The organism is Bradyrhizobium sp. 2TAF24, assembly GCF_052115025.1.
In the GTDB taxonomy this organism is placed as follows: Bacteria; Pseudomonadota; Alphaproteobacteria; order Rhizobiales; family Xanthobacteraceae; genus Bradyrhizobium_A.
Genome location: NZ_JBFRFW010000011.1, coordinates 93,951 through 114,640, shown reverse-complemented (window position 1 = coordinate 114,640; position 20,690 = coordinate 93,951). Strand labels below are relative to the sequence as shown.

The window sequence follows — 20,690 nt, the reverse complement described above, 5'->3', positions numbered from 1 at the left end:
GTTTCGCTAGTCCTTGATGAGATGAGCGCGGTTGACTTTCTCGCCGCGCGCCTTTTCCAGGGTGGCGATCGCCGCGTCGCGGGCGTTGAAGAAGATCAGACGCATGGCGCGTTCGGCCTCGGCGTCGCGGCCGGCGGCGAGGGCGGTCGAGACGATCTCCCATTCCCTGAGCGCGGCCTGCTGGCGGCGCGGCGTGAAGAAATCGAGCGAGCGTTCACGCCAGATCAGGCCCCACAGCGTGCGGTCGAGCTGCTGGTGCAGCAACCGCGACAGATACTGGTTGCCGCAGCGTGCGGCGACGATGCCGCCGCAGCGCGCCACCGCGCGGGCAAAGCGCTCGGGCGGCGTGCCACGCGCTTTCGCCAGCTGGCGCAGTTCGGCGATCGCGGTGTCGAGGTCGGCAGCGACGCTGCGATCCTTGCGGCGGGCGAGGTCACGCACCGCAAGGCCCATCAGCGCGGCGCGGACATTGAAGATCTCGATGATGGTGTCGAGGGTCACGGCGATCGCATAGGCGCCGCGTCGCGGAAAGAAATTGACGAGGCCGCGTTGCTCCAGCGCGCGGATCGCTTCGCGCACCGGCCCGCGGCTGACGCCATAGAGCGTCGCCAGTTCCTGCTCGCGGATTCGTTCGCCGCCGCGATACTCGCCGCCGATGATCGCGGTGCTGACGTGATCGGCGATCTGCTCGGGAATGGTGCGCGTGCGCTCGCCGCGCCGTCGTGGCGTCGCCGTGCGCGGACCGGCTTCAATGTTCGTCATGTGCTGTCGTCGCCCCATCCATTCCAGAACGCGGAAATACTAGGCGCATTATCGCTCACTTGTCCAATTGTCGACAATTGACAATTGGCCGGTCGCGTGGTCCGCTTGGGTCACAAGCAGGCATGTCGCTGCACGCACGGAACACGTGCGGTGCAGCATGGCAGCGCCGCAGTCTGCGAGACGAACATGCGTCCATCTCGCGGCGGTGGCAGATGCGCAACCGCACAAGCGGCCAGAAAAGACGGATGCAGCGCATCCGGTCCACGGGAGGACGACCATGAAGGCGACGAGGATCGTGTTTGCGCTCGCGGTGGCGCTGTGCCCGACGCTGGCATCCGCGCAGGCGAGCGGCGGCCTGACGGTGGCGTTCGGCGCCGAGGGCACGACGCTCGATCCGACGAAATATTCCGCCGGCGTCGACCACTACTTCATCTCGCAGATGTTCGAGCAACTGGTTCGCTACGATCCCGACCAGAAGATGGTGAACTGGCTGGCGCAGTCGTGGGAGCTGCAGCAGCAGGACGGCAAGCCGGTGATCGACGTCAAGCTGCGTCCCGGCGTCAAGTTCCACAACGGCGACCCGCTCACCTCCGCGGACTTCGAATTCTCGTTCCAGCGGCTGCGCGATCCCAAGGTCTCGCGCTGGTCGCACCTGCAGGCCAATGTCGAGCGCTTCGAGATCGTCGACGACCTGCACTTCCGCATCCATTTCAAGGAGCCGGACGGCAACTACATTGCCGATTCGCTGGAACTGTGGGCGATCCCCAAGAAATATTTCGAGCAGGTCGGCGAAGACGGTTTCGCCAAGGCGCCGGTCGGCACCGGTCCGTGGAAGTTCGTGTCGCGCTCGGTCAAGGAGGATCTCAAGCTCGAGGCCTTCGACGACTACTGGAACAAGGACGCGCGGCCGAAGGTCAAGAACCTCACCATCAAGATCATTCCCGAGGACCTGACGCGCGTCGCCGCGTTCAAGTCTGGCGCGGTCGACTGGATCGACAATGTGCCGCCGGCGATGGTCGCCGAATTCAAGAAGATGCCGGGCGTGAGGACCTTCACCGCGATCTCCGGCAACAACCTCTACATCGATTTCCCGACCTACAAGCCGGAGTCGCCGTTCAACAAGCTCAAAGTCCGTCAGGCGGTCGCGCAGGCGATCGACATGGATGCGATCATCAAGAGCGTGCTGTTCGGCCAGGGTGAGCGCTATGCCGAAGTCGGCAAGGGCAGCACCGGTTACGATCCCGATCTCAAGCCCTGGGCCTACAATCCGAAGGAAGCCAAGCGCCTGCTCACCGAGGCCGGCTATCCCAACGGTTTCGAGACACCCTGCTACAACCTGACGACGCCGCGCGAGCCCAACGTCAAGGAGATGGGCGAGGCGATCTTCGCCTATCTCGGCACGGTCGGCATCCGCTGCAAGGTGCAAGGCCTCGAATACGGCGCGTGGATCAATCTCGGCCGCCGCGGCCGCAACGGCCCGCCGGAAATGGATGGCATCCTCAGCTGGATGTGGACGCAGGGCCTGCCGGGCGATCCGGCGACGCCGTGGGGTGGGCATTTGCATAGCTTCGTGCCGGGCAAGGGCTGGGGCAGCTATTCTTACACCGACGACAAGCAGGCTGACGCCATGGTCGAGGAGCTGAAAGCCACCATGGATCCGGCAAAGCGTGAGGAAGTGATCCGCAAGATCTCGCGCTACAAGCATGACAACGTCCTCGGCGGCCTCACCACCTATCGCCCGGTGATCACCTTCGCCTGGCGCGACAAGGTCGAGTTCAAGCCCTGGCCCTATCCGGGCGCGTGGCGCGGTTTCCAGGAAATCGGGCTCAAGCCGTAAGCGGACCTGCGGAGCAAACCCATGCTCGCCTACGCCCTGCGCCGGCTGCTGCACGGCATCGTCAGCATCATCGGCGCCTCGATCCTGATCTTCGTGATCTCCCGCATGACGGGCGATCCCATCGTGCTGCTGCTGCCGGTCGACGCGCCGCAGGCGCTAATCGATCAGACCCGTGAGGCCATGGGCCTCGATAAGCCGGTGTGGATGCAGTACCTGATCTTCGCTGGCAAGGCGCTGACCGGCGATTTCGGCAATTCGTACCGCTGGCAGATGCCGGCGCTGACCCTCGTGCTCGATCGGCTGCCGGCAACTATCGAACTCGCGTTGTCGGCGCTGCTGTTCTCGGTGGCCCTCGCCGTGCCGCTCGGGGTGCTCTCCGCGGTCCATCGCGGCGGCTGGATCGACAAGCTCGGCAAGGGCTTCGCCATGCTCGGGCAGGCGATGCCGGGCTTTTGGGTCGGCCTGCTGCTGATCCTGGTGTTCGCGGTGCAGCTCAACTGGCTGCCGGCGTTCGGAGCGGGCGGCCTCTCCCATCTCGTCCTGCCGGCGATCGCACTCGGCTGGTATCCGGTCGCGGCGCAGACCCGCATCGTGCGCTCGGCGATGCTCGACGTGCTCGACAGCGACTACATCCGCATGGGCCGCGCCCTCGGTGCGCCGGAGCGGCTGCTGGTGTGGAAGTACGCCTTCCGCAATGCCGCCGTACCGCTGGTCACCGTGCTCGGCGTCTACTTCGCCTCGATGCTCGGAGGCGCTTTCGTCGTCGAGGTGATCTTCGCCTGGCCGGGTCTCGGCCGCACGGTGGTGGAGGCGGTGTTCGCCCGCGACTTCCCGGTGGTGCAGGCCGGCGTGCTGTTCACCTCGATCCTGTTCGTCGCCTCCAACCTGCTGGTCGACCTCAGCTATGGCCTGATCGATCCGAGGATCCGGCACGATGGCTGACGTCTCCGCGACCCCGACGACGCTTCCCGGCGCGATGCGCGGGCGCTGGCTGCGCCGCATCGCCGGCGGCGGCGTGCCGTATCTGTCGCTGCTGATCTTCGCGCTGGTGGTGATCGCGGCCATCGGTGGCGAGGCGATCGCGCCGCACGACCCCAACGGCCTCGACCTCGGCGCGGCCTTCCACCCGCCGGCCTGGCAGGACGGCGGCTCGCTTGACCACCTGCTCGGCACCGACAATCTCGGCCGTGACGTCCTCAGCCGGATCATCGCCGGTGCGCGGATTTCGCTGACGGTCGCGCTCTATGCCATCGTCATCTCCGGCGGCGTCGGCGCGCTCATCGGCATGATCGCCGGCTATTTCGGCCGCTGGGTCGATGTCACCATCATGCGGCTCGTCGATATCCAGATGTCGATCCCCTCGCTGGCGCTGGCGCTGGTGATCGCCACCGTTCTGTCGCCGAGCCTGACCACGGTGATCGTGGTGATCTCCATCACCTACTGGACCTGGTATGCCCGCATCGTCCGCGGCGAGATCCTGTCGCTCAGGGAACGCGACTATGTCGCGCTCGCCAAGGTCGCCGGCTGCTCGACGCCGACCATCTTCGTGCGCCACCTGCTGCCCAACGTGCTCAACACCCTGCTGGTGCTGGCGACGCTGCAGGTTGGCCAAGTGATCATCTTCGAGGCGTCGCTGAGTTTTCTGGGTCTCGGCATCCAGAGCCCGGACGTGTCCTGGGGCCTGATGCTGGCGGACGCGCGCAGCTATATCGAGAACGCGTGGTGGGCGATCACGCTGCCCGGCGTCGCGATCATGCTGACCTGCCTGTCGGCCAATCTGATCGGCGACTGGCTGCGCGACACCTTCGATCCCAAACGCAGGCAGCTCTGACATGACGATGACCGCAGTCGACGAGGCGCGCAAGCCGCCACTGCTCAAGGTCTCGGGCCTCAAGACCTATCTCCATCTGCGACGCGGCGTGGTGCGCGCCGTCGATGGCGTCGACCTCGAGGTCGCGGAGGGCGAGACCCTCGGCGTCGTCGGCGAGTCCGGCTCGGGCAAGACCATGACCAGCCTGTCGATGCTGCGCCTCCTGCCCAAGCCCGGCGGGCGCATCGTGTCCGGTTCGATCGAGCTCGACGGCACCGATCTCGTCAAGCTCAGCGACGACGAGATGGCGCGCGACTGGCGCGGACGGCGCATCTCCATGGTGTCGCAGGATCCGCTGACCTCGCTCAATCCGGTATTCACCATCGGCGACCAGGTCGGCGCACCGTTCCGCTACCACAACCTCGTCCAGGGCCGTGGCCCGATCCGCCGGGCGGTCGAGGCGGTGCTGGGGCGGGTACGGATTCCCTCGCCGGCCAAGCGCCTCGACGATTACCCGCACCAGTTCTCCGGCGGCATGCGCCAGCGCGTGGTGACGGCGATGGCGATCGCCTGCGCGCCGCGCCTCTTGATCGCCGACGAGCCAACCAGCGCCCTCGATGTCACCATCCAGGTGCAGATGATGGAGCTGTTCCGCGAGCTGCAGCGCGAGAGCGGCGTCGGCATCATCCTCATCACCCACGACCTCGGCGCTGCCGCCGGCATCTGCCACCGCATCGCGGTGATGTATGCCGGGCGGGTGGTGGAGAGCGGCGACGTCCGCGAGATCTTCCGAAATCCCGCGCACCCCTATACGCGGGGGCTGCTCAATTCGATTCCCCATCTCGGCCAGCGCCGCCGTCGGCTGGAGGCGATCGCCGGCCAGCCGCCGAGCCTGATCGATCCACCGCAAGGCTGCCGCTTCGCCGCGCGGTGCCCGCAGCGGATGAAGCGCTGCGACGACGATCCGCCGGTGTTCGAGGTCGGGCGGGGCCACAAGGCGGCGTGCTGGCTGGCGGAGCCACGGCCATGAGGAGCCCGGACGACGGAGGGGGCGGGGCGGCGACGCCGCTGCTCGAGGTGCGCGACCTCACCAGGCATTTCCGCATGCGCGGCGGCGGCGTCGTGCGCGCGGTCGAGAACATCAGCTTCCGCATCGGCCGCGGCGAGACCTTCGCGCTGGTCGGCGAATCCGGTTGCGGCAAGACCACGCTGACCAAGCTGGTGCTCGGTCTGGAGCAGCCGACGTCCGGCGACATCCTGTTCGATGGGGTGGCGCTGGGATCGGCGTCGCCGGCGCAACTGCGCGCCTATCGCCGCCAGGCGCAGGCCGTGTTCCAGGACCCGTACGCCTCGCTCAATCCACGGCTGCGGGTGCGCACCATCATCGCCGAGCCGCTGATGGCCCATGGCATCGGCGACCGCGCCAGCCGCCGCGCCCGCGTCGCCGAGCTGCTCGACGTCGTCGGCCTGCCGGCGACGGCGGCCGATCTCTATCCGCATGAATTCTCGGGTGGCCAGCGCCAGCGCATCGCCATTGCCCGTGCGCTCGCGCTCAAGCCGTCGTTCATGGTGCTGGACGAGCCGATCTCGGCGCTCGACGTCTCGATCCGGGCGCAGATCCTCAACCTGCTCGCCGACATCCAGGAGGAGTTCGGCCTGACCTATCTCGTTGTCGCCCACGATCTCGCGCTGGTCGAGCATTTCTCGTCCCATGTCGGCGTGATGTATCTCGGCAGCATGGCCGAGCGCGGGCCGACCGCCACGGTGTTCGCGCGACCTCATCATCCCTATACCCGTGCGCTGCTCGCCTCCGTGCCGCGGCCGGACCCCGACCATCGCCCGCCGGCCGGCGTGATCCGTGGCGATATCGGCAGCGCGATGGCGCCGCCGCCGGGTTGCAAGTTCAATCCGCGCTGCCCCTACGCCACCGATATCTGCACCACCGAGGCGCCTACGGCGCGGGCGCTCGAGGCGGACCAGCTCGTCGCCTGCCATCACACCGAAGTCATTCCGCCATTGTCGTTGTCTCCAGCCTGACAGGGTCGAGCATGTCCCAGCCACAACCGATTGAAGAAGAAACGTACCTGGCCAACCTGCGCACCCTCTATGCCAAGGCGTGGCCGAAGGAGCTCGCCCGCGAGATCAGCTATCCCCATGGCGAGAAGCCGCTGACCGAGTATTTGCGGGCCTGGGCGCGGTTGCGCCCGACCAAGCCGGCGGTGATTTTCTACGGCGCGGTCATGACCTATGCCGAGCTCGACCGCCAGAGCGACCTGTTCGCCACACTGTTGGCGCAGCAGGGCGTGCGCAAGGGCGACCGCGTCTCGGTGTTCATGCCGAACTGTCCCCAGTTTCACATCGCGTTCTTCGGCATCCTCAAGCTCGGCGCGGTGCATTGCCCGGTCAGCCCGCTGTCCAAGGCATTCGAGCTCGGCTACCAGGTCAAGGACTGCGGCTCGGAGACCATCGTCGCGCTCGATCAGCTGATGCCGGTGGTGCGCGAGGTGCTGCCGGACACGCAACTGCGCCGCCTCATTGTCACGAGCTTCGCCGACGTGATGCCGGGCAAGCCGGAGATCCCCGCACCGTCCGCGGCACTGGCGGCGAAGATCGCCTGTCCGGATGCCGTCGACATGATGCCGGTGCTCGCGACCATCGCGGCGCCATCGTTCCCGGAGGGCGCCTCGCTCGATGACGTCGCCGCGCTCAACTACACCGGCGGCACCACGGGCATGCCCAAGGGCTGCATCCACACCCAGCGCGACATGCTCTATACGGTCGCGGCCAACACCTCGCTGGCGCCGCCGCCGGACACCTCGATCGCGCTGAGCTTCTTCCCCGAGTTCTGGATTGCGGGCGAGAACATGTGTCTCATCTTCCCGGTGTTCAGCGGCACCACGCTGGTACTGCTGACGCGCTGGGATCCGGTCGCTGTCATGACGGCGATCGACCGCTACAAGGTGACGAGCACGGCGATGCCGGTCGACGGCGCGCTGGAGTTGATGGACCATCCCCGCTTCGGCGAGTTCGATTTCAGTTCACTGACCAATGTGCGGGTGGTGTCGTTCGTCAAGAAGCTCAACATGGACTATCGCCGCCGTTGGCAGGAGAAGGTCGGCACCATCCTCGCCGAGTCGGCCTGGGGCATGACCGAGACCCACACCTCCGACAGCTTCACCACCGGAATGCAGGACGACGACTTCGACCTGAAGTCGCGGCCGACCTTCGTCGGCCTGCCGGTGCCGGGCACCGAGTTCAAGATCTGCGATTTCGACACCGGCGCCATCCTGCCGCTGGGATCGGAGGGGGAGATCTGCTGCCGCACGCCGTCGCTGCTGAAGGGCTACTGGAACAAGCCGGAAGCGACCGCCGACACCCTGCGCAACGGCTGGCTGCACTCCGGCGACATTGGCCTGATCGACGAGGACGGCTATCTGCACTACCTCGGCCGCCGCAAGGAGATGATCAAGGTCAAGGGCATGAGCGTGTTCCCCGGCGAGGTCGAGGCGCTGCTGGGACAGCATCCGGCGGTGGCTGCGGCCGGTGTGGTGCCGCGTCCCGACGAGGAGCGCGGCCAGGTGCCGGTGGCGTTCGTGCTGATCAATGCGGAGACAGGCGCTGGGACGACTGCGAAAGCGATCGAGGGCTGGTGCCGTGAACGCATGGCGGCGTTCAAGGTGCCGGAAGTGCGCATCGTCGAGTCCCTGCCGATGACGGCGACGGGCAAGGTCAAGAAGCAGGAACTGGGTCAGTTGCTCCATGGGTGAACGTGTGTTCAAAAAGCTCCTTATCGCCAACCGCGGTGAGATCGCCATCCGGATCGCCCGCGCGGCGGCGGATCTCGGCATCGCCACGGTCGCGGTCTATTCCGCCGACGACGCGTTGTCGCTGCATGTCCGCAAGGCCGACGAGGCGCAGCCACTGGGGCGCGCAGGTGCCGCGGCCTATCTCGACATCGACCGCATGATCGCCATCGCCCGCGACAGCGGCTGCGATGCGATCCATCCCGGCTACGGTTTCCTCAGCGAGAATGCCACCTTCGCGCGGCGCGCCGCTGAGGCCGGCATCACCTTCGTCGGACCGTCACCGGCGGCGCTGGAGCTGTTCGGCGACAAGGTCGCGGCGCGCAAGCTCGCGATGAAGACCGGCGTGCCGGTGATCGAGGGCACGACCGGGCCGACGACGCTCGACGAAGCGGTGGCGTTCTTCGACAGTCTTGGCGGCGGCGCCATGATGATCAAGGCGGTGTCCGGCGGCGGGGGCCGCGGCATGCGTGCCGTGCGTCAGGCTGCCGATGTCGCGGAGGCCTATGCGCGCTGCCGCTCCGAGGCCAAAGCTGCCTTCGGCGATGACGCCGTCTATGTCGAGCGTCTGGTCGAGGATGCCCGCCATATCGAAGTGCAGGTGGTCGGCGACTGCGGTGGCGCGGTGTGCCATCTGTGGGAGCGCGAATGCACCATCCAGCGCCGCAACCAGAAGCTGATCGAGATCGCGCCGAGCCCGTCGCTGTCGCCGGCGCAGCGCGAGCGCATCACCGGCGCGGCGCTCAAGCTCGCCACAGCCGCGTCCTATGACAATCTCGGCACCTTCGAGTTCCTGGTCGATGCCGGCGATCCCGAGGAGGGCGCGTTCTTCGCCTTCATCGAGGCCAATCCGCGCCTGCAGGTCGAGCACACTGTTACGGAGGAGGTGACCGGCGTCGATCTCGTCGCGACCCAGCTGCGCATCGCCGGCGGCGCGACGCTCGCCGCGCTCGGGCTCAGCCAAGGGGCGATCGCGCCGCCGCGCGGCTATGCCATCCAGCTGCGGGTCAACATGGAGACCATGGACCGCGACGGCAACACCCAGCCGGCGAGCGGCACACTGACCGCGTTCGATATGCCGTCCGGCCCGGGCGTGCGCGTCGACAGCTTCGGTTACACCGGCTATCGCACCGGCACGTCGTTCGACTCGCTGCTCGCCAAGCTGATCGTGCATTCGGCCGGCTCCGACTTCGCCGCCGCGGCAGGCAAGTCCTACCGCGCCGCCTGCGAAGCGCGGATCGAGGGCGTCGCCACCAACCTGCCGTTCCTCCAGGCGCTGCTCGCCAACAAGGCGTTCGTCGCCAACCGCGTCAACACCCGCTTCGTCGAGACCCACGCGGCGGAGCTGGCGGAGGCGGCCGCAGCGGCGCATCCGCATCGCTTCTTTGCAGGCGCCGGCGGCGTGGCGGACGCCGCAGCCACGGCGTCGCGGGCGACCGCGCCTGCGGGTACGGTCGGCGTTCCCGCGCCGCTGCAGGGCACGGTCGTCGCGATCGCCGTCGCCGATGGCGACACCGTGCGGCCGGGCCAGCAGATCGCGGTGCTCGAAGCCATGAAGATGGAGCACCTCGTCGCGGCGACGCAGGGCGGTGTGGTGCGGCTCGTTGCGGCCAAGGTCGGCGATACCCTCGCCAAGGACGACGCCATTGTCTTCATCGAGCCCGCCGAGATCGACGGCGCGGTGGAGGCGGACGACCATGTCGCCGATCTCGATGCCATCCGGCCCGATCTTGCCGAGATGATCGCCCGGCAGGCGTTCACGCTCGACGAGAACCGCCCCGATGCGGTGGCGCGCCGCCGCAAGACCAACCAGCGCACCACGCGCGAGAACATCGACGCGCTGGTCGACGACGGCAGCTTCATCGAGTACGGCTCGCTGGCGCTCGCCGCGCAACGTGCCCGCCGCACCCATGACGACCTCATCCGCAATACGCCGGCGGACGGCGTCGTATCGGGGCTCGCGACCGTCAACGGCCGGCACTTCGACGCCGACCGCGCGCGCTGCATGGTGGTGGCCTACGACTATACCGTGCTCGCCGGCACGCAGGGCCAGCGCAACCACAAGAAGCAGGACCGCATGTTCAAGCTCGCCGAGGAGCTGCGCACGCCGGTCGTGTTGCTCGCCGAGGGTGGCGGCGGCCGGCCCGGCGACACCGAGCGGCTCGGCGTTACCGGTCTCGACGTGCCGACCTTCGGCCAGTTCGCCAAGCTGAGCGGCCTCGTGCCGCTGGTCGGCGTCGTGTCGGGCCGCTGCTTCGCCGGCAATGCGGCGCTGCTCGGCTGCTGCGACGTCATCATCGCCACGAAGGATACCACGCTCGGCATGGGCGGTCCGGCGATGATCGAGGGCGGTGGTCTCGGCGTTTACCGGCCCGAGGAGGTCGGGCCGATGTCGTTCCAGGTGCCGAACGGTGTCGTCGACGTCCTGGTCGAGGACGAAAGCGAGGCGATCGAAGCGGCGAAGAAGTACCTGTCGTATTTCCAGGGCCCGATTGCGGAGTGGACCGCGCCGGACCAGCGCCTGCTGCGCCGTGCGATTCCGGAGAACCGGCTGCGGGTCTACGACATCCGCACGGTCATTGATACGGTGGCCGACCATGGCTCGGTGCTGGAGCTGCGGCCGGAGTTCGGCGTCGGCATCCTCACTGCGTTCATCCGCATCGAGGGCCAGCCGTTCGGCCTCATCGCCAACAATCCAAAACATCTTGGCGGTGCGATCGACGCCGACGCCGGCGACAAGGCGGCGCGCTTCGTGCAGCTGTGCGATGCCTTCGACATTCCGCTGCTGTCGCTGTGCGACACGCCCGGCTTCATGGTCGGGCCGGAGGCGGAGAAGACCGCGCTGGTGCGGCATGTGTCGCGCATGTTCGTCACCGCGGCGAGCATCACCGTGCCATACTTCACCGTGGTGCTGCGCAAGGGCTACGGCCTTGGCGCGCAGGCGATGGCTGGCGGCGGCTTCCACGCGCAGACCTTCACCATCTCCTGGCCGACCGGCGAGTTCGGCGGCATGGGCTTCGAGGGGGCCGTGCGGCTCGGCTTCCGCAAGGAGATGGAGGCGATCGCCGATCCAGTGGCGCGTGACAAGTTCTTCCGCGACATGGTCGCGAAGTTCTACGAGAACGGCAAGGCGATCAACATCGCCTCGGTGCTCGAGATCGACCAGGTGATCGATCCCATCGACACCCGCGCCTGGGTCATCCGCGGCCTTCGTTCGGCCCCGCGCCAGCCGCACCGTGACGGGCGAAAGCGACCGTGTGTGGATACGTGGTGAAGGCCGGGCGATCAGGACGACCAGGTGTCACGTGTCGCTCAGAACAGCATTCGTGACATGGAGTGCGGCGACGTGATCCGTCACCCTGAGGTGGCCATGCAAAGCATGGCCCTCGAAGGGCGACGGCCCGAACCGTTGCTCAGCGGCCGTCCATCCTTCGAGGCTCGCTCCGCTCGCACCTCAGGATGACGGGGAGAGGCCGTCCCTCGTCGCGCGGTGCCTCTCCTCATGGTGAGGAGCGGCCGCGGGCCGCGTCTCGAATCATGAGGCCACTGACTCTCAGCCGTCATGGCCGGGACGAGCCCGGGCATGACGCAGCAAGGGGAGCGGTCGCAGTGTGAGGGGCGCTTCCTCGGGGCCTCATCCTTCGAGACGCCCGCTGCGCGGGCTCCTCAGAATGAGGAGAGACGATGGTCGCTTCCGGACGATAGCGATGATAGGCACGAGGCGCCGCTCAGCCCGGCTTGGTCGTGTCGCGCCCTTGTGTGATCAGCCGCGCGCCGCGCTGGTCGCGGGTGTGGATCCACAGCCAGTTCATGGCGACGGCGAGGCGGTTGCGCACGCCGATCAGGAAGTAGATGTGGGCGAGGCCCCAGATCCACCACGCGATGGCGCCGCGCAGCTTGATGCGGCCAAAGTCGATCACCGCGAGACTCTTGCCAATCTGGGCGAGACTGCCGGCGTGCTTGTAGTGGAAGGGCGTCGTCGTCGTGTCGCCGCGCAGCCGTGCCGCGATGGTGCGCGCGACATGGCCGCCCTGCTGCTTCGCCGCCGGCGCGATGCCCGGCACGGGCCGGTCGTCCGGGCCATCGATGGTGACGGTGTCGCCGACCGCGAAGATCTCGGGATGATCGGGCACGGTGAGATCGGGGCGGACTTGCAGGCGGCCGGCGCGGTCCGCCGGGGCGCCGAGCCACTCCGCCGCCGGCGAAGCGCGCACGCCCGCCGCCCAGATGATGGTGCTGGCGGCGAGCTTGTGGCCGCCATAGACGACGCCTTCGCTGGAGCATTCCGACACCGGCTGCCCCAGCACGACCTCGACGCCGAGGCTCTCCAGCGAGCGCTGGGCGTAAGCCGAGAGATCCTCGGGAAATCCGGCGAGCACGCGTGGCCCGGCTTCGATCAGCAGCACGCGGGTCTTGCGGGTGTCGATGTTGCGGAAGTCCGGCGGCATGGTGACGCGCGCCAGTTCGGCGATGGTGCCGGCGAGCTCGACGCCGGTCGGGCCGGCGCCGACGATGACAAAGGTGAGATGGGCGGCGCGCCGCGCCGGATCGCTCTCGCGCTCGGCGCGCTCGAACGCCATCAGGATGCGGCGGCGGACGGTGGTGGCGTCTTCCAGCGTCTTGAGGCCGGGGGCGAACGGCTCCCACTCGTCGTGGCCGAAATAGGCATGCCGCGCGCCGGTGGCGAGCACCAGCGTGTCGTAGGGGAGTGTGCTGCCGTCGTCGAGCTGCACGGCGCGTGCGGCGCTGTCGATCCCGGTGACGGTGCCGAGCAGCGTTGTCACCTCGGGGCGGCCGCGTAAGAGGAAGCGGATCGGCCAGGCGATCTCGGAGGTCGCAAGCGAAGCGGTCGCGACCTGGTACAGCAGCGGCTGGAACAGATGATGGTTGCGGCGGTCGATCAGGGTGATGTCGACGGGCACGCCGCGCAGGCGGTGCACCAGTTCGAGGCCGCCGAAGCCGGCGCCGACGATGACGACGCGGTGGCGGCCGCCGGCGCGCGGCGGGATGGCGGATGCTTGCGGATTTGCGGTCATGGGCACACGACAGTCAATGCGGCATCGGAACGATGTCGCATTGTAGGCCGGGCATGGCACCTGTCCGCAATCAAAATCGCGCGGTGGCCATGAAGCCGGTGGTTGCGATCTGTGATCGCAGCCACCGGCGGGATCCCCATCAGGACGGCAGGCGAAAATCCGCGCGCCAGCCGAGCTCAGCGCGGGCCTTGTCGCTGGTGACCTGATCGTTGGCGTCGGCGATGTTGTAGATGCCATGGCCATGGTCGAGAGCGAGCAGAGCCGCATGGGCCGCGGCGTCGACATGCACGGCCACCGGATGAACCGGCGCGTCGTTGCTGCCGGGACCATAGAACAGGCCGTAGCGCAGCACGACGCCCTCGATCGGCGCAGCGTCGAGGATCTGCTGCTCCAGCGCGGCGACCGCGCCGCCCGTCGGTCCGCTGCCACTGGTGTCGAGCGGATCCTGCTCGGTGTGGGGCAGGGCGCCCGGCGCATAGATCCAGGCGATGCTCTGCGCCACCAGCCGCCGCGCGCCGGCGGCGTGCGCGGCCTGCACGAGATTGCGCGTGCCCTCGCGACGGATGCGGGCGTTGCGCGCCACGGCTTCGTCGCGCGTTGCCGGATCGTGCAGCATGGCGAGATCCGTGAGCTGGTGCATCACGATGTCGGGCTTTGCCGCGACGGCGGCGCCGGTCAGCGCGTCGGCGTCGAATACGTCGACGACAGCGGCCTCAGCGCCAAGTGCGCGCAACGTGTCGGCGCCTTGCGCCGTGCGCGTGGTGCCGATCACGGTGTGGCCGGCGCTGCGCAGCAGCGGGGTCAGGCGGCGGCCGATGACGCCGGCGGCGCCGGCGAGGAAGATGCGATGGGACATGTCTGTGCCTTGGTTGATGAGGGATTTCGTCGCCAGATGCGCGGCATCGTTGCCGGTGGATTGGCGGTGCGGCGCCGGCTTAGCGTCGGCGGCGCTTGCGTGCTGGTGTGTCCGGCGCGTCGCGCGCCTCGATGCGCGCGGCGGCCCGGTCGCTGAACCAGGTCTGGACCTGCGCGGCGAAGCCCGCCGGCAGCTTGCGCCCGACCACGCCCGCAAGATCGGCGAGTGTGGTGCCGGCGAGTTCGGCGCGCATACTCTGCTCGGCGCGCAGCATCACGGCATGGATGCTGCACACGCCGTTGAGCTGGCGCGCCGGCGGCTTGCCGCCATAGAGCGCACAGCGGCCGCGGATCTCCTGGCAGTCGAACAGCGGCTTGCGTCCTTCCAGTGCGTCGACGATGTCGAGCACCGTGATCTTGTCGGGCGATCGCGCGAGGCGATAGCCGCCGCGGATGCCTTCGGATGCAGTGACGAAGCCGGCCTTCTCCAGCTTGGGCATGATCTTCGCCATGAATGACGGTGACACGCCCTGGAATTCCGCGAGATCGCGGCTGCTGGGTGGTGTCTCCGGCGGTTCCACCAGCCACAGCAGGCAGTGCAAGCCATATTCAACGCTCGATCCGATGTGCGCCATAACGCGGACTATATTAGTCCGCGTTTTAGAAGGCAAGCGCGGGATGCGGCCGTGATCTTAGCCGCGCAGGAGGCCGCCTCCGCGGGGCTTGCGCGGGGCAGGGCAACGTCGTAGAAATAGAAAAAGAACGATCGTTCTGTCAAGCAGAACGATGTGCGACGAGGGCGACGGCGATGCAAGGAAATGTGCAGGCGGTGGATGCCGTGGTGGCGCGCACGTTCGCGACGCTGCCCGCGCTGCTGGAGGCGGCGCCGCGCCTGATCGCGCGGGCGCAACTGCTCGATGTCGACTGCTGGCTCGGGCCTGTCGAGCAGCCGTTCCTGGCTGCCATTCGTCGCGGTCGCATCGTGGAGATGACGGTGCCTTCGCGGCCGATGCCGTCATGGCGTTTCGGCTACACCGCGACGGCAGGCGCGTGGCGGGCCTACTGGGAGACCGAGCCGAAAGCGGGCTGGCACGATCTGCTGGCGCTGACCAAGCGCGGCGAGGCGACGCTGTCCGGCGATCTGCACCCGTTCCTCTGTCACCTGCAGTATTTCAAGGATCTGCTGGCGCTGCCGCGTGCGCAGATGCCGGGAAGGGCCGCATGACCGCGATCATCGAGCCGATCGTCGGCCGCTATGTGCATGTCGACATCGACGGTGTCGACCATCGCATCTATTTTGAGGAGAGCGGCAGCGGCATCCCGCTGGTCTGCCTGCACACCGCAGGCTCCGACGGCCGGCAATGGCGGCACTTGCTGACCGATCCGGAGTTCGTCCAGACCTATCGCATCATCGCTTTCGATCTGCCCTGGCATGGCAAGTCCAATCCGCCGGAAGCGTTCGCAGGCGACGAGTACCGCCTGACCACCGCGAGCTACACACGGACCGTTCGTGCGTTCTGCCGTGCGCTCGGGCTGGACAGGCCTGTGGTGATGGGCTGCTCGATCGGCGGGCGCATCGTGCTCAACCTCGCCAACGATCATGGTGACGAATTCCGCGCGCTGATCGGGCTGGAGGCCGCTGACTTCCAGCAGCCCTGGTACGACACCGACTGGCTGAACCGGCCGGATGTTCATGGCGGCGAGGTCTGCGCCGCGCTGGTGTCCGGTCTCGTCGCGCCGCAGAGCCCGGAGGCGACGCGCCGCGAGACGCTGTGGGCCTACAAGCAGGGCGGCCCCGGCGTGTTCAAGGGCGACCTCTATTTCTACCGGGTCGACGGCGACCTGCGCGGCCGCCTCAGTGGCATCGATCCCGCGCGCTGTCCGCTCTATCTGCTGACCGGCGAGTACGATTTCTCCTGCTCGCCCGAGGATACGCTGCGCACCGCGGCGAGCATCCCCGGCGCGCAGGTGACCATCATGGAGAAGCTCGGGCACTTCCCCATGAGCGAGAACCCCGCCCAGTTCCGCCGCTATATCGCGCCGGTGCTGGCGGAGATCGCCCAACGACAAACAGCCTGACAACACAGAGGGACATCCAAGTGACTGACACCAGGACCATGCGGCAGTGGGCCGCCACGGCGGCGCTCGTCGCCGCCTGCGGCTGGGCGAGTGCAGCCTCCGCCGCCGGCGACACCATCAAGATCGGCGTGCTGAACGATCAGTCCGGCGTATTCGCGGACAATGGCGGTCGCGGCTCGGTCGCCGCCGCCAAACTCGCAGCGGAGGATTTCGGCAACGAGATTCTCGGCAAGAAGATCGAGATCATCAGCGCCGATCACCAGAACAAGCCCGACATCGCCGCGGCGACGGCGCGCAAGTGGATCGAGAACGAGGGCGTCGACGTCATCGCTGACGGTGCGGCGTCGTCCGCCGGCTTCGCCATCCTCGAGGTCGCCAGGCAGCGCAACAAGATCTTCATCGTCAGCGGCCCGGGCTCGTCGGATTTCACCGGAAAGGCCTGCTCGCCGGTCAGTTTCCACTTCACCTACGATACCTACGCGCTGTCGAAGATGACCAGCGAGGCGGTGACCAGGGCCGGCGGCAACAGCTGGTACTTCATCACGGCGGATTACGCCTTCGGCCATGCGCTGCAGCGCGACGCCACGCGCTTCATCGATGCGGCGGGCGGCAAGGTGCTGGGCTCGGCGGCGCATCCGCTCGGCACCGCGGACTTCGCCTCGTTCCTGCTGCAGGCGCAGAGCTCCAAGGCCAAGGTCGTCGGCCTCGCCACCTCCGGCGCCGACGTGCAGACCGCGATCAAGCAGGCGAGCGAGTTCGGCATCGTCGAAAGCGGCCAGAGTCTCGCCGGGCTTCTGGTGTTCATCACCGACGTCAATGCCCTCGGCCTCAAGGCGACGCAGGGGCTGCAGATCGCGTCCTCGTTCTACTGGGATCTCGACGACGAGACACGGGCCTGGAGCAAGCGCTACTTCGCGAAGATGGACGGCCGGGTGCCGAGCATGGTGCAGGCCGGCGTCTACAGCGGCGTACATCACTATCTCGCCGCGGTGAAAGCCGCCGGCACCACGGACACCGCGGCGGTCGCCGCCAAGATGCACGAGATGAAGGTCAACGACATGTACAACAAGGACGTCGACATCCGTGCCGACGGCCGCGTGCTGCATCGCATGTACCTCGTGCAGGTCAAGAAGCCGCAGGAGTTGCAGTACAAGTACGACTACTACAAGATCCTCACCTCCGTTCCCGGCGAGCAGGCGTTCCGCCCGCTGAGCGAGAGCGAGTGTCCGCTGGTCAAGCGCTGAGCGGCCACAACGTCGCACGTCTTCTGTCTGGAGCTGTCATGAATCCGCGTCCAAACTTCGTCGGCGGCCGGCCCGTCGCAGGCACCGGTCCGCTGTTCGCCTCGATCGATCCTGCCACGGGGCGGCGCAACGGCGAATTCACCTCCGCAAACGCCGCCGATGTCGATGCGGCGGTGCGCATAGCCGCGGAGGCAGCCGGGCAGACGGCGTGGCGCACCATGCGACCGCACGAGCGGGCGCGAATTCTCTCGCGCATTGCCGATGGCATGGCGGCATGTGCCGAGGACCTTGCGGCGATCCAGATGCAGGAGAACGGCAAGGTCATCGCCGAGTGCCGGGCGCAGGTGGCGAGCGCGATCGCCACCTATCGCTACTATGCGGCGGTGTGCGAGACCACGGAATCGGAGCTGACGCCGCCGCGCGGCGACTATCTGTCGATGACGGTGCATGAGCCGATCGGCGTGGTCGCCGCGATCACCCCCTGGAACTCGCCGCTCACCATGGAGGCGCAGAAGGTGGCGCCGGCGCTCGCCGCCGGCAACGCGGTGGTCCTCAAGCCGTCCGAAGTGACGCCGACCGCAGCCCTCGATATCGCCGCCATCGCTGTTGCGGCCGGGCTGCCGCCGGGGCTGCTCAACGTTCTGACCGGCACCGGCGCGGACACCGGGGCCGCGCTGGTGACGCATCCGTCCGTCGGCATGGTGTCGTTCACCGGCGGCACCGAAACGGGACGGGCGATCGCGCGGCTGTGCGCCGACCGGCTGATCCCGTCGGCGCTGGAACTCGGCGGCAAGTCGCCGAACATCGTGTTCGCCGATGCGGGCCTCGATGCCGCGGTCGACGGTGTCGCCGGCGGCATCTTCGAGGGCTCCGGGCAGTCCTGCGTCGCCGGCTCTCGGCTATTCGTGCAGCGCGCAATTTATGATCCCTTCCTCGACAAGCTGCGCGCGCGGACGGAAGCCTTGCGTGTCGGCCTGCCGGCGCAGGCCGGCACCACCATGGGGCCGTTGGCCTCGTTCCCGCATCGCGAGAGGGTCGAGCGCTTCGTGCAGTCGGCGCGCGATGAGGGCGGCGCCATTGTCAGCGGCGGCCGCCGTCCAGACGACGACGCGCTCACGGCGGGGGCGTTCTATCTGCCGACCATCATTGCGGGTCTTAACAATGCCGCGACCGTGTGCCGGCAGGAGATCTTCGGCCCGGTCTTGTGCGTGCTGCCGTTCGACGACGAGGACGACGTGATCGCGCAGGCCAACGACAGTGTCTACGGGCTTGCCTGCGGCGTCTGGACGGGCGATTACCGCAAGGCGTGGCGGGTGGCGCGCGCGGTCCAGGCCGGCACGGTCTGGATCAACACCTACAAGCAGCTCAGCATCGCGGCGCCATTCGGCGGCTTCAAGCACAGCGGCCTCGGCCGCGAGAAGGGAATTCAGGGCATGCGTCTGTACCAGCAGAGCAAGAGCATCTACTTCGGCCTCGCCGACGCTACAGGTGCCGCATGATATCAGCACCTGTCCTGCGCCGCGTCGGCTTCGTCGGGCTCGGCGTCATGGGTGAGCCGATGTGCCGCAACCTTGCCCGCAAGGGCAACGTCCGGGTGACGGCCTTCGATCGCGACGCCGCGCCGCTGCAGCGCCTCGCGATGGTCGGCGTCGAGCGCGCGGCAAGCCTCGCCGACCTCATGTCGGTGTGCGACACGGTCTTCCTGGCGCTGCCGAGCGGCGCCCATGTCGAGGCGGTGTGCGGCGGCGAGGGTGGCCTGCTGGCGCATGCGCAGGCCCGCCACACGATCGTCGATCTCGGCACCTCGCCGGTCGATCTGACGCGCGATCTCGCCGGGCGCTTCGCCGCCAAGGGCGCGCGCTATGCCGACGCCCCGATCGCACGCACCCGCCAGGCGGCGGAAGACGGCACGCTCAGCATCATGGTCGGCGCGGATGAACCGACCTATGAGGCGATCCGGCCGATGCTGGCGACGCTCGCCACCGACATCACTCATTGCGGTCCTGTCGGTGCCGGGCAGATTGTCAAGATCCTGAACAACATGGTGCTGGTCGAGACGGTGGTGGCGCTCGGCGAGGCACTGGCCACGGCGCGGCGCGCCGGCCTCGACGGCAAGGTGCTGTTCGAGACGTTGACCAAGGGGTCGGCCGACAGCTTCGCGCTGCGCAACCACGGCATGAAGGCGATGCTGGTCGACACCTTCCCCGAGCGGGCGTTCTCGACGCAGTATGCGCGCAAGGATCTCGGCTACGCGCTGGACCTCGCCAGATCGGTCGGCCTCACGCTCGCAGGCGCCGAGACCGCCGATGGCCTGCTGGCGCGTGCGGCCGAGAGTGGCTTTGGCGACCTGTACTGGCCGGTGGTGGCGCGGGTGATCGCGGCGCAGCGGGATGAGGTCGCCGACGACAACGGAGGAACTTCGGCGTGAGCCCTGCAGCGGGATCGGGCAAGGAATCGAGCAAGCAATCGGGCAAAGATAAGGCCCCCGACAGGGAGAAGGACGGCGGCGGTGTCGCCGCGGTCGAGCGCGCATTGTCGATCGTCGCGGCGGTGGAAGCCGCAGCCGCACCGATCAGTCTTGCGGATCTGTCGCGCGACACCGGCTTCTACAAGAGCACGATCCTGCGCCTGCTGGTGACGCTGGAAGACAAGGGCTATGTCACCCGGCTCGGCGATGGCCACTACGACCTCGGCCCCGCCGCATTCCGCCTCGGCGCCGCGTTCGAGCGCAAGAACACGCTGCATCACCATATCATGCCGGTGCTGCAGCAACTGGTGGCGCAGGGCACGGAGAGCCCGTCCTTCCATGTTCGCCAGGACCAGAGCAGCCGTCTGTGTCTGCTTCGCGTCAATTCCACTCATTCGACCCTCGACCGCATCGAGGCCGGCTCGCTCTATCCGCTGCACGCTGGCGCCGCAGGGCAGGTGATCCTGGCCTTTGGTGGCGAGCGCGGTGCGCGCTACGACACCATTCGCAGCGACGGCTGGGCGCTGTCGCTCGGCGAACGCGATCCCAGCTGCGCCGCGGTCGCGGCGCCGGTGTTCGGCCCGGATGGCCGACTGATCGGCGCGCTGTCGCTGTCCGGGCCGCGCGAGCGCTTCGGCGAGGACGAGATCGAGGCCATGCGGCAGGCGGCAGGCACGGCCGCGGCGAAGCTGACCCGCGCCCTTGGCGGCGCCTGGCCGCCGTTCGCGGCGCCGGCGGAGCAGGCCGCGCGCACCGCGCGACGGAGGGAGCGATGAAAGCGGCGGCGGCTTTGGCGG

At 68.0% G+C, this 20,690-nt stretch carries 17 protein-coding genes; 13 read left to right on the top strand and 4 right to left on the bottom strand.

The window, feature by feature from the left end; genetic code table 11:
- Positions 1–6: 6 nt before the first annotated feature.
- Complete coding sequence (locus AB4Z37_RS18055; RefSeq protein ID WP_441518121.1) at positions 7–762, bottom strand: GntR family transcriptional regulator; 756 nt, start codon at positions 760–762, stop codon at positions 7–9.
- A 277-nt stretch (positions 763–1,039) separates the two neighbouring features.
- On the opposite strand from AB4Z37_RS18055, the gene AB4Z37_RS18050 reads away from it, so the two are divergent.
- The 7 genes from AB4Z37_RS18050 to AB4Z37_RS18020 are packed head-to-tail and all read left to right on the top strand — an operon-like array spanning position 1,040 to position 11,486.
- A complete protein-coding gene (locus AB4Z37_RS18050) occupies positions 1,040–2,599 on the top strand; it encodes an ABC transporter substrate-binding protein (protein WP_441518120.1) in 1,560 nt (519 codons plus the stop codon).
- A 21-nt stretch (positions 2,600–2,620) separates the two neighbouring features.
- Positions 2,621–3,541, top strand: a complete 921-nt coding sequence (locus AB4Z37_RS18045) for an ABC transporter permease (RefSeq protein WP_211967090.1) — start codon at positions 2,621–2,623, stop codon at positions 3,539–3,541.
- Positions 3,534–4,430, top strand: coding sequence for an ABC transporter permease (locus tag AB4Z37_RS18040; protein WP_441518119.1), 897 nt, complete (start codon positions 3,534–3,536; stop codon positions 4,428–4,430). The genes AB4Z37_RS18045 and AB4Z37_RS18040 overlap by 8 nt, the downstream gene beginning before the upstream one ends.
- Before the next feature lies 1 nt (position 4,431).
- The gene (locus AB4Z37_RS18035; RefSeq protein ID WP_441518118.1) at positions 4,432–5,439 is read left to right on the top strand and encodes an ABC transporter ATP-binding protein; all 1,008 of its coding nucleotides are present in this window, start codon (positions 4,432–4,434) and stop codon (positions 5,437–5,439) included.
- Positions 5,436–6,446, top strand: a complete 1,011-nt coding sequence (locus AB4Z37_RS18030; protein ID WP_441518117.1) for an ABC transporter ATP-binding protein — start codon at positions 5,436–5,438, stop codon at positions 6,444–6,446. The genes AB4Z37_RS18035 and AB4Z37_RS18030 overlap by 4 nt, the downstream gene beginning before the upstream one ends.
- A gap of 11 nt (positions 6,447–6,457) precedes the next feature.
- Entirely contained in the window at positions 6,458–8,176 is a 1,719-nt protein-coding gene (locus AB4Z37_RS18025) for an AMP-binding protein (protein WP_441518116.1), read from the top strand.
- Positions 8,169–11,486 (top strand): carboxyl transferase domain-containing protein, encoded by a 3,318-nt coding sequence (locus AB4Z37_RS18020; RefSeq protein ID WP_441518115.1) that lies wholly within the window; start codon positions 8,169–8,171, stop codon positions 11,484–11,486. The genes AB4Z37_RS18025 and AB4Z37_RS18020 overlap by 8 nt, the downstream gene beginning before the upstream one ends.
- Positions 11,487–11,940: 454 nt before the next feature.
- On the opposite strand, the gene AB4Z37_RS18015 is transcribed toward AB4Z37_RS18020, so the two are convergent.
- The 3 genes from AB4Z37_RS18015 to AB4Z37_RS18005 form a co-directional block, all read right to left on the bottom strand.
- Positions 11,941–13,248, bottom strand: coding sequence for an NAD(P)/FAD-dependent oxidoreductase (locus tag AB4Z37_RS18015; protein ID WP_441518114.1), 1,308 nt, complete (start codon positions 13,246–13,248; stop codon positions 11,941–11,943).
- 139 nt (positions 13,249–13,387) lie between these two features.
- Entirely contained in the window at positions 13,388–14,104 is a 717-nt protein-coding gene (locus tag AB4Z37_RS18010; RefSeq protein ID WP_441518113.1) for an NAD-dependent epimerase/dehydratase family protein, read from the bottom strand.
- Between the two features lie 79 nt (positions 14,105–14,183).
- A complete protein-coding gene (locus AB4Z37_RS18005; protein ID WP_441518112.1) occupies positions 14,184–14,738 on the bottom strand; it encodes an RrF2 family transcriptional regulator in 555 nt (184 codons plus the stop codon).
- Positions 14,739–14,911: 173 nt separating this feature from the next.
- Between AB4Z37_RS18005 and AB4Z37_RS18000 the strand changes: the two genes are divergently transcribed.
- The 6 genes from AB4Z37_RS18000 to AB4Z37_RS17975 are packed head-to-tail and all read left to right on the top strand — an operon-like array spanning position 14,912 to position 20,669.
- Complete coding sequence (locus tag AB4Z37_RS18000; protein WP_441518111.1) at positions 14,912–15,328, top strand: hypothetical protein; 417 nt, start codon at positions 14,912–14,914, stop codon at positions 15,326–15,328.
- Positions 15,325–16,182 (top strand): alpha/beta fold hydrolase, encoded by an 858-nt coding sequence (locus AB4Z37_RS17995; protein ID WP_441518110.1) that lies wholly within the window; start codon positions 15,325–15,327, stop codon positions 16,180–16,182. The genes AB4Z37_RS18000 and AB4Z37_RS17995 overlap by 4 nt, the downstream gene beginning before the upstream one ends.
- Before the next feature lie 20 nt (positions 16,183–16,202).
- Positions 16,203–17,426: an ABC transporter substrate-binding protein gene (locus tag AB4Z37_RS17990; RefSeq protein WP_441518109.1), complete on the top strand. Its 1,224-nt coding sequence runs from the start codon at positions 16,203–16,205 to the stop codon at positions 17,424–17,426.
- A 38-nt stretch (positions 17,427–17,464) separates the two neighbouring features.
- Positions 17,465–18,925, top strand: a complete 1,461-nt coding sequence (locus AB4Z37_RS17985; RefSeq protein WP_441518108.1) for an aldehyde dehydrogenase — start codon at positions 17,465–17,467, stop codon at positions 18,923–18,925.
- Positions 18,922–19,854 carry an NAD(P)-dependent oxidoreductase gene (locus AB4Z37_RS17980; protein WP_441518107.1) on the top strand — a complete coding sequence of 311 codons (933 nt, stop codon included), beginning with the start codon at positions 18,922–18,924 and terminating at the stop codon, positions 19,852–19,854. The genes AB4Z37_RS17985 and AB4Z37_RS17980 overlap by 4 nt, the downstream gene beginning before the upstream one ends.
- Positions 19,851–20,669: an IclR family transcriptional regulator gene (locus AB4Z37_RS17975; protein ID WP_441518106.1), complete on the top strand. Its 819-nt coding sequence runs from the start codon at positions 19,851–19,853 to the stop codon at positions 20,667–20,669. Before AB4Z37_RS17980 ends, AB4Z37_RS17975 begins: the two co-directional genes overlap by 4 nt.
- The last annotated feature ends 21 nt before the right edge of the window (positions 20,670–20,690 follow it).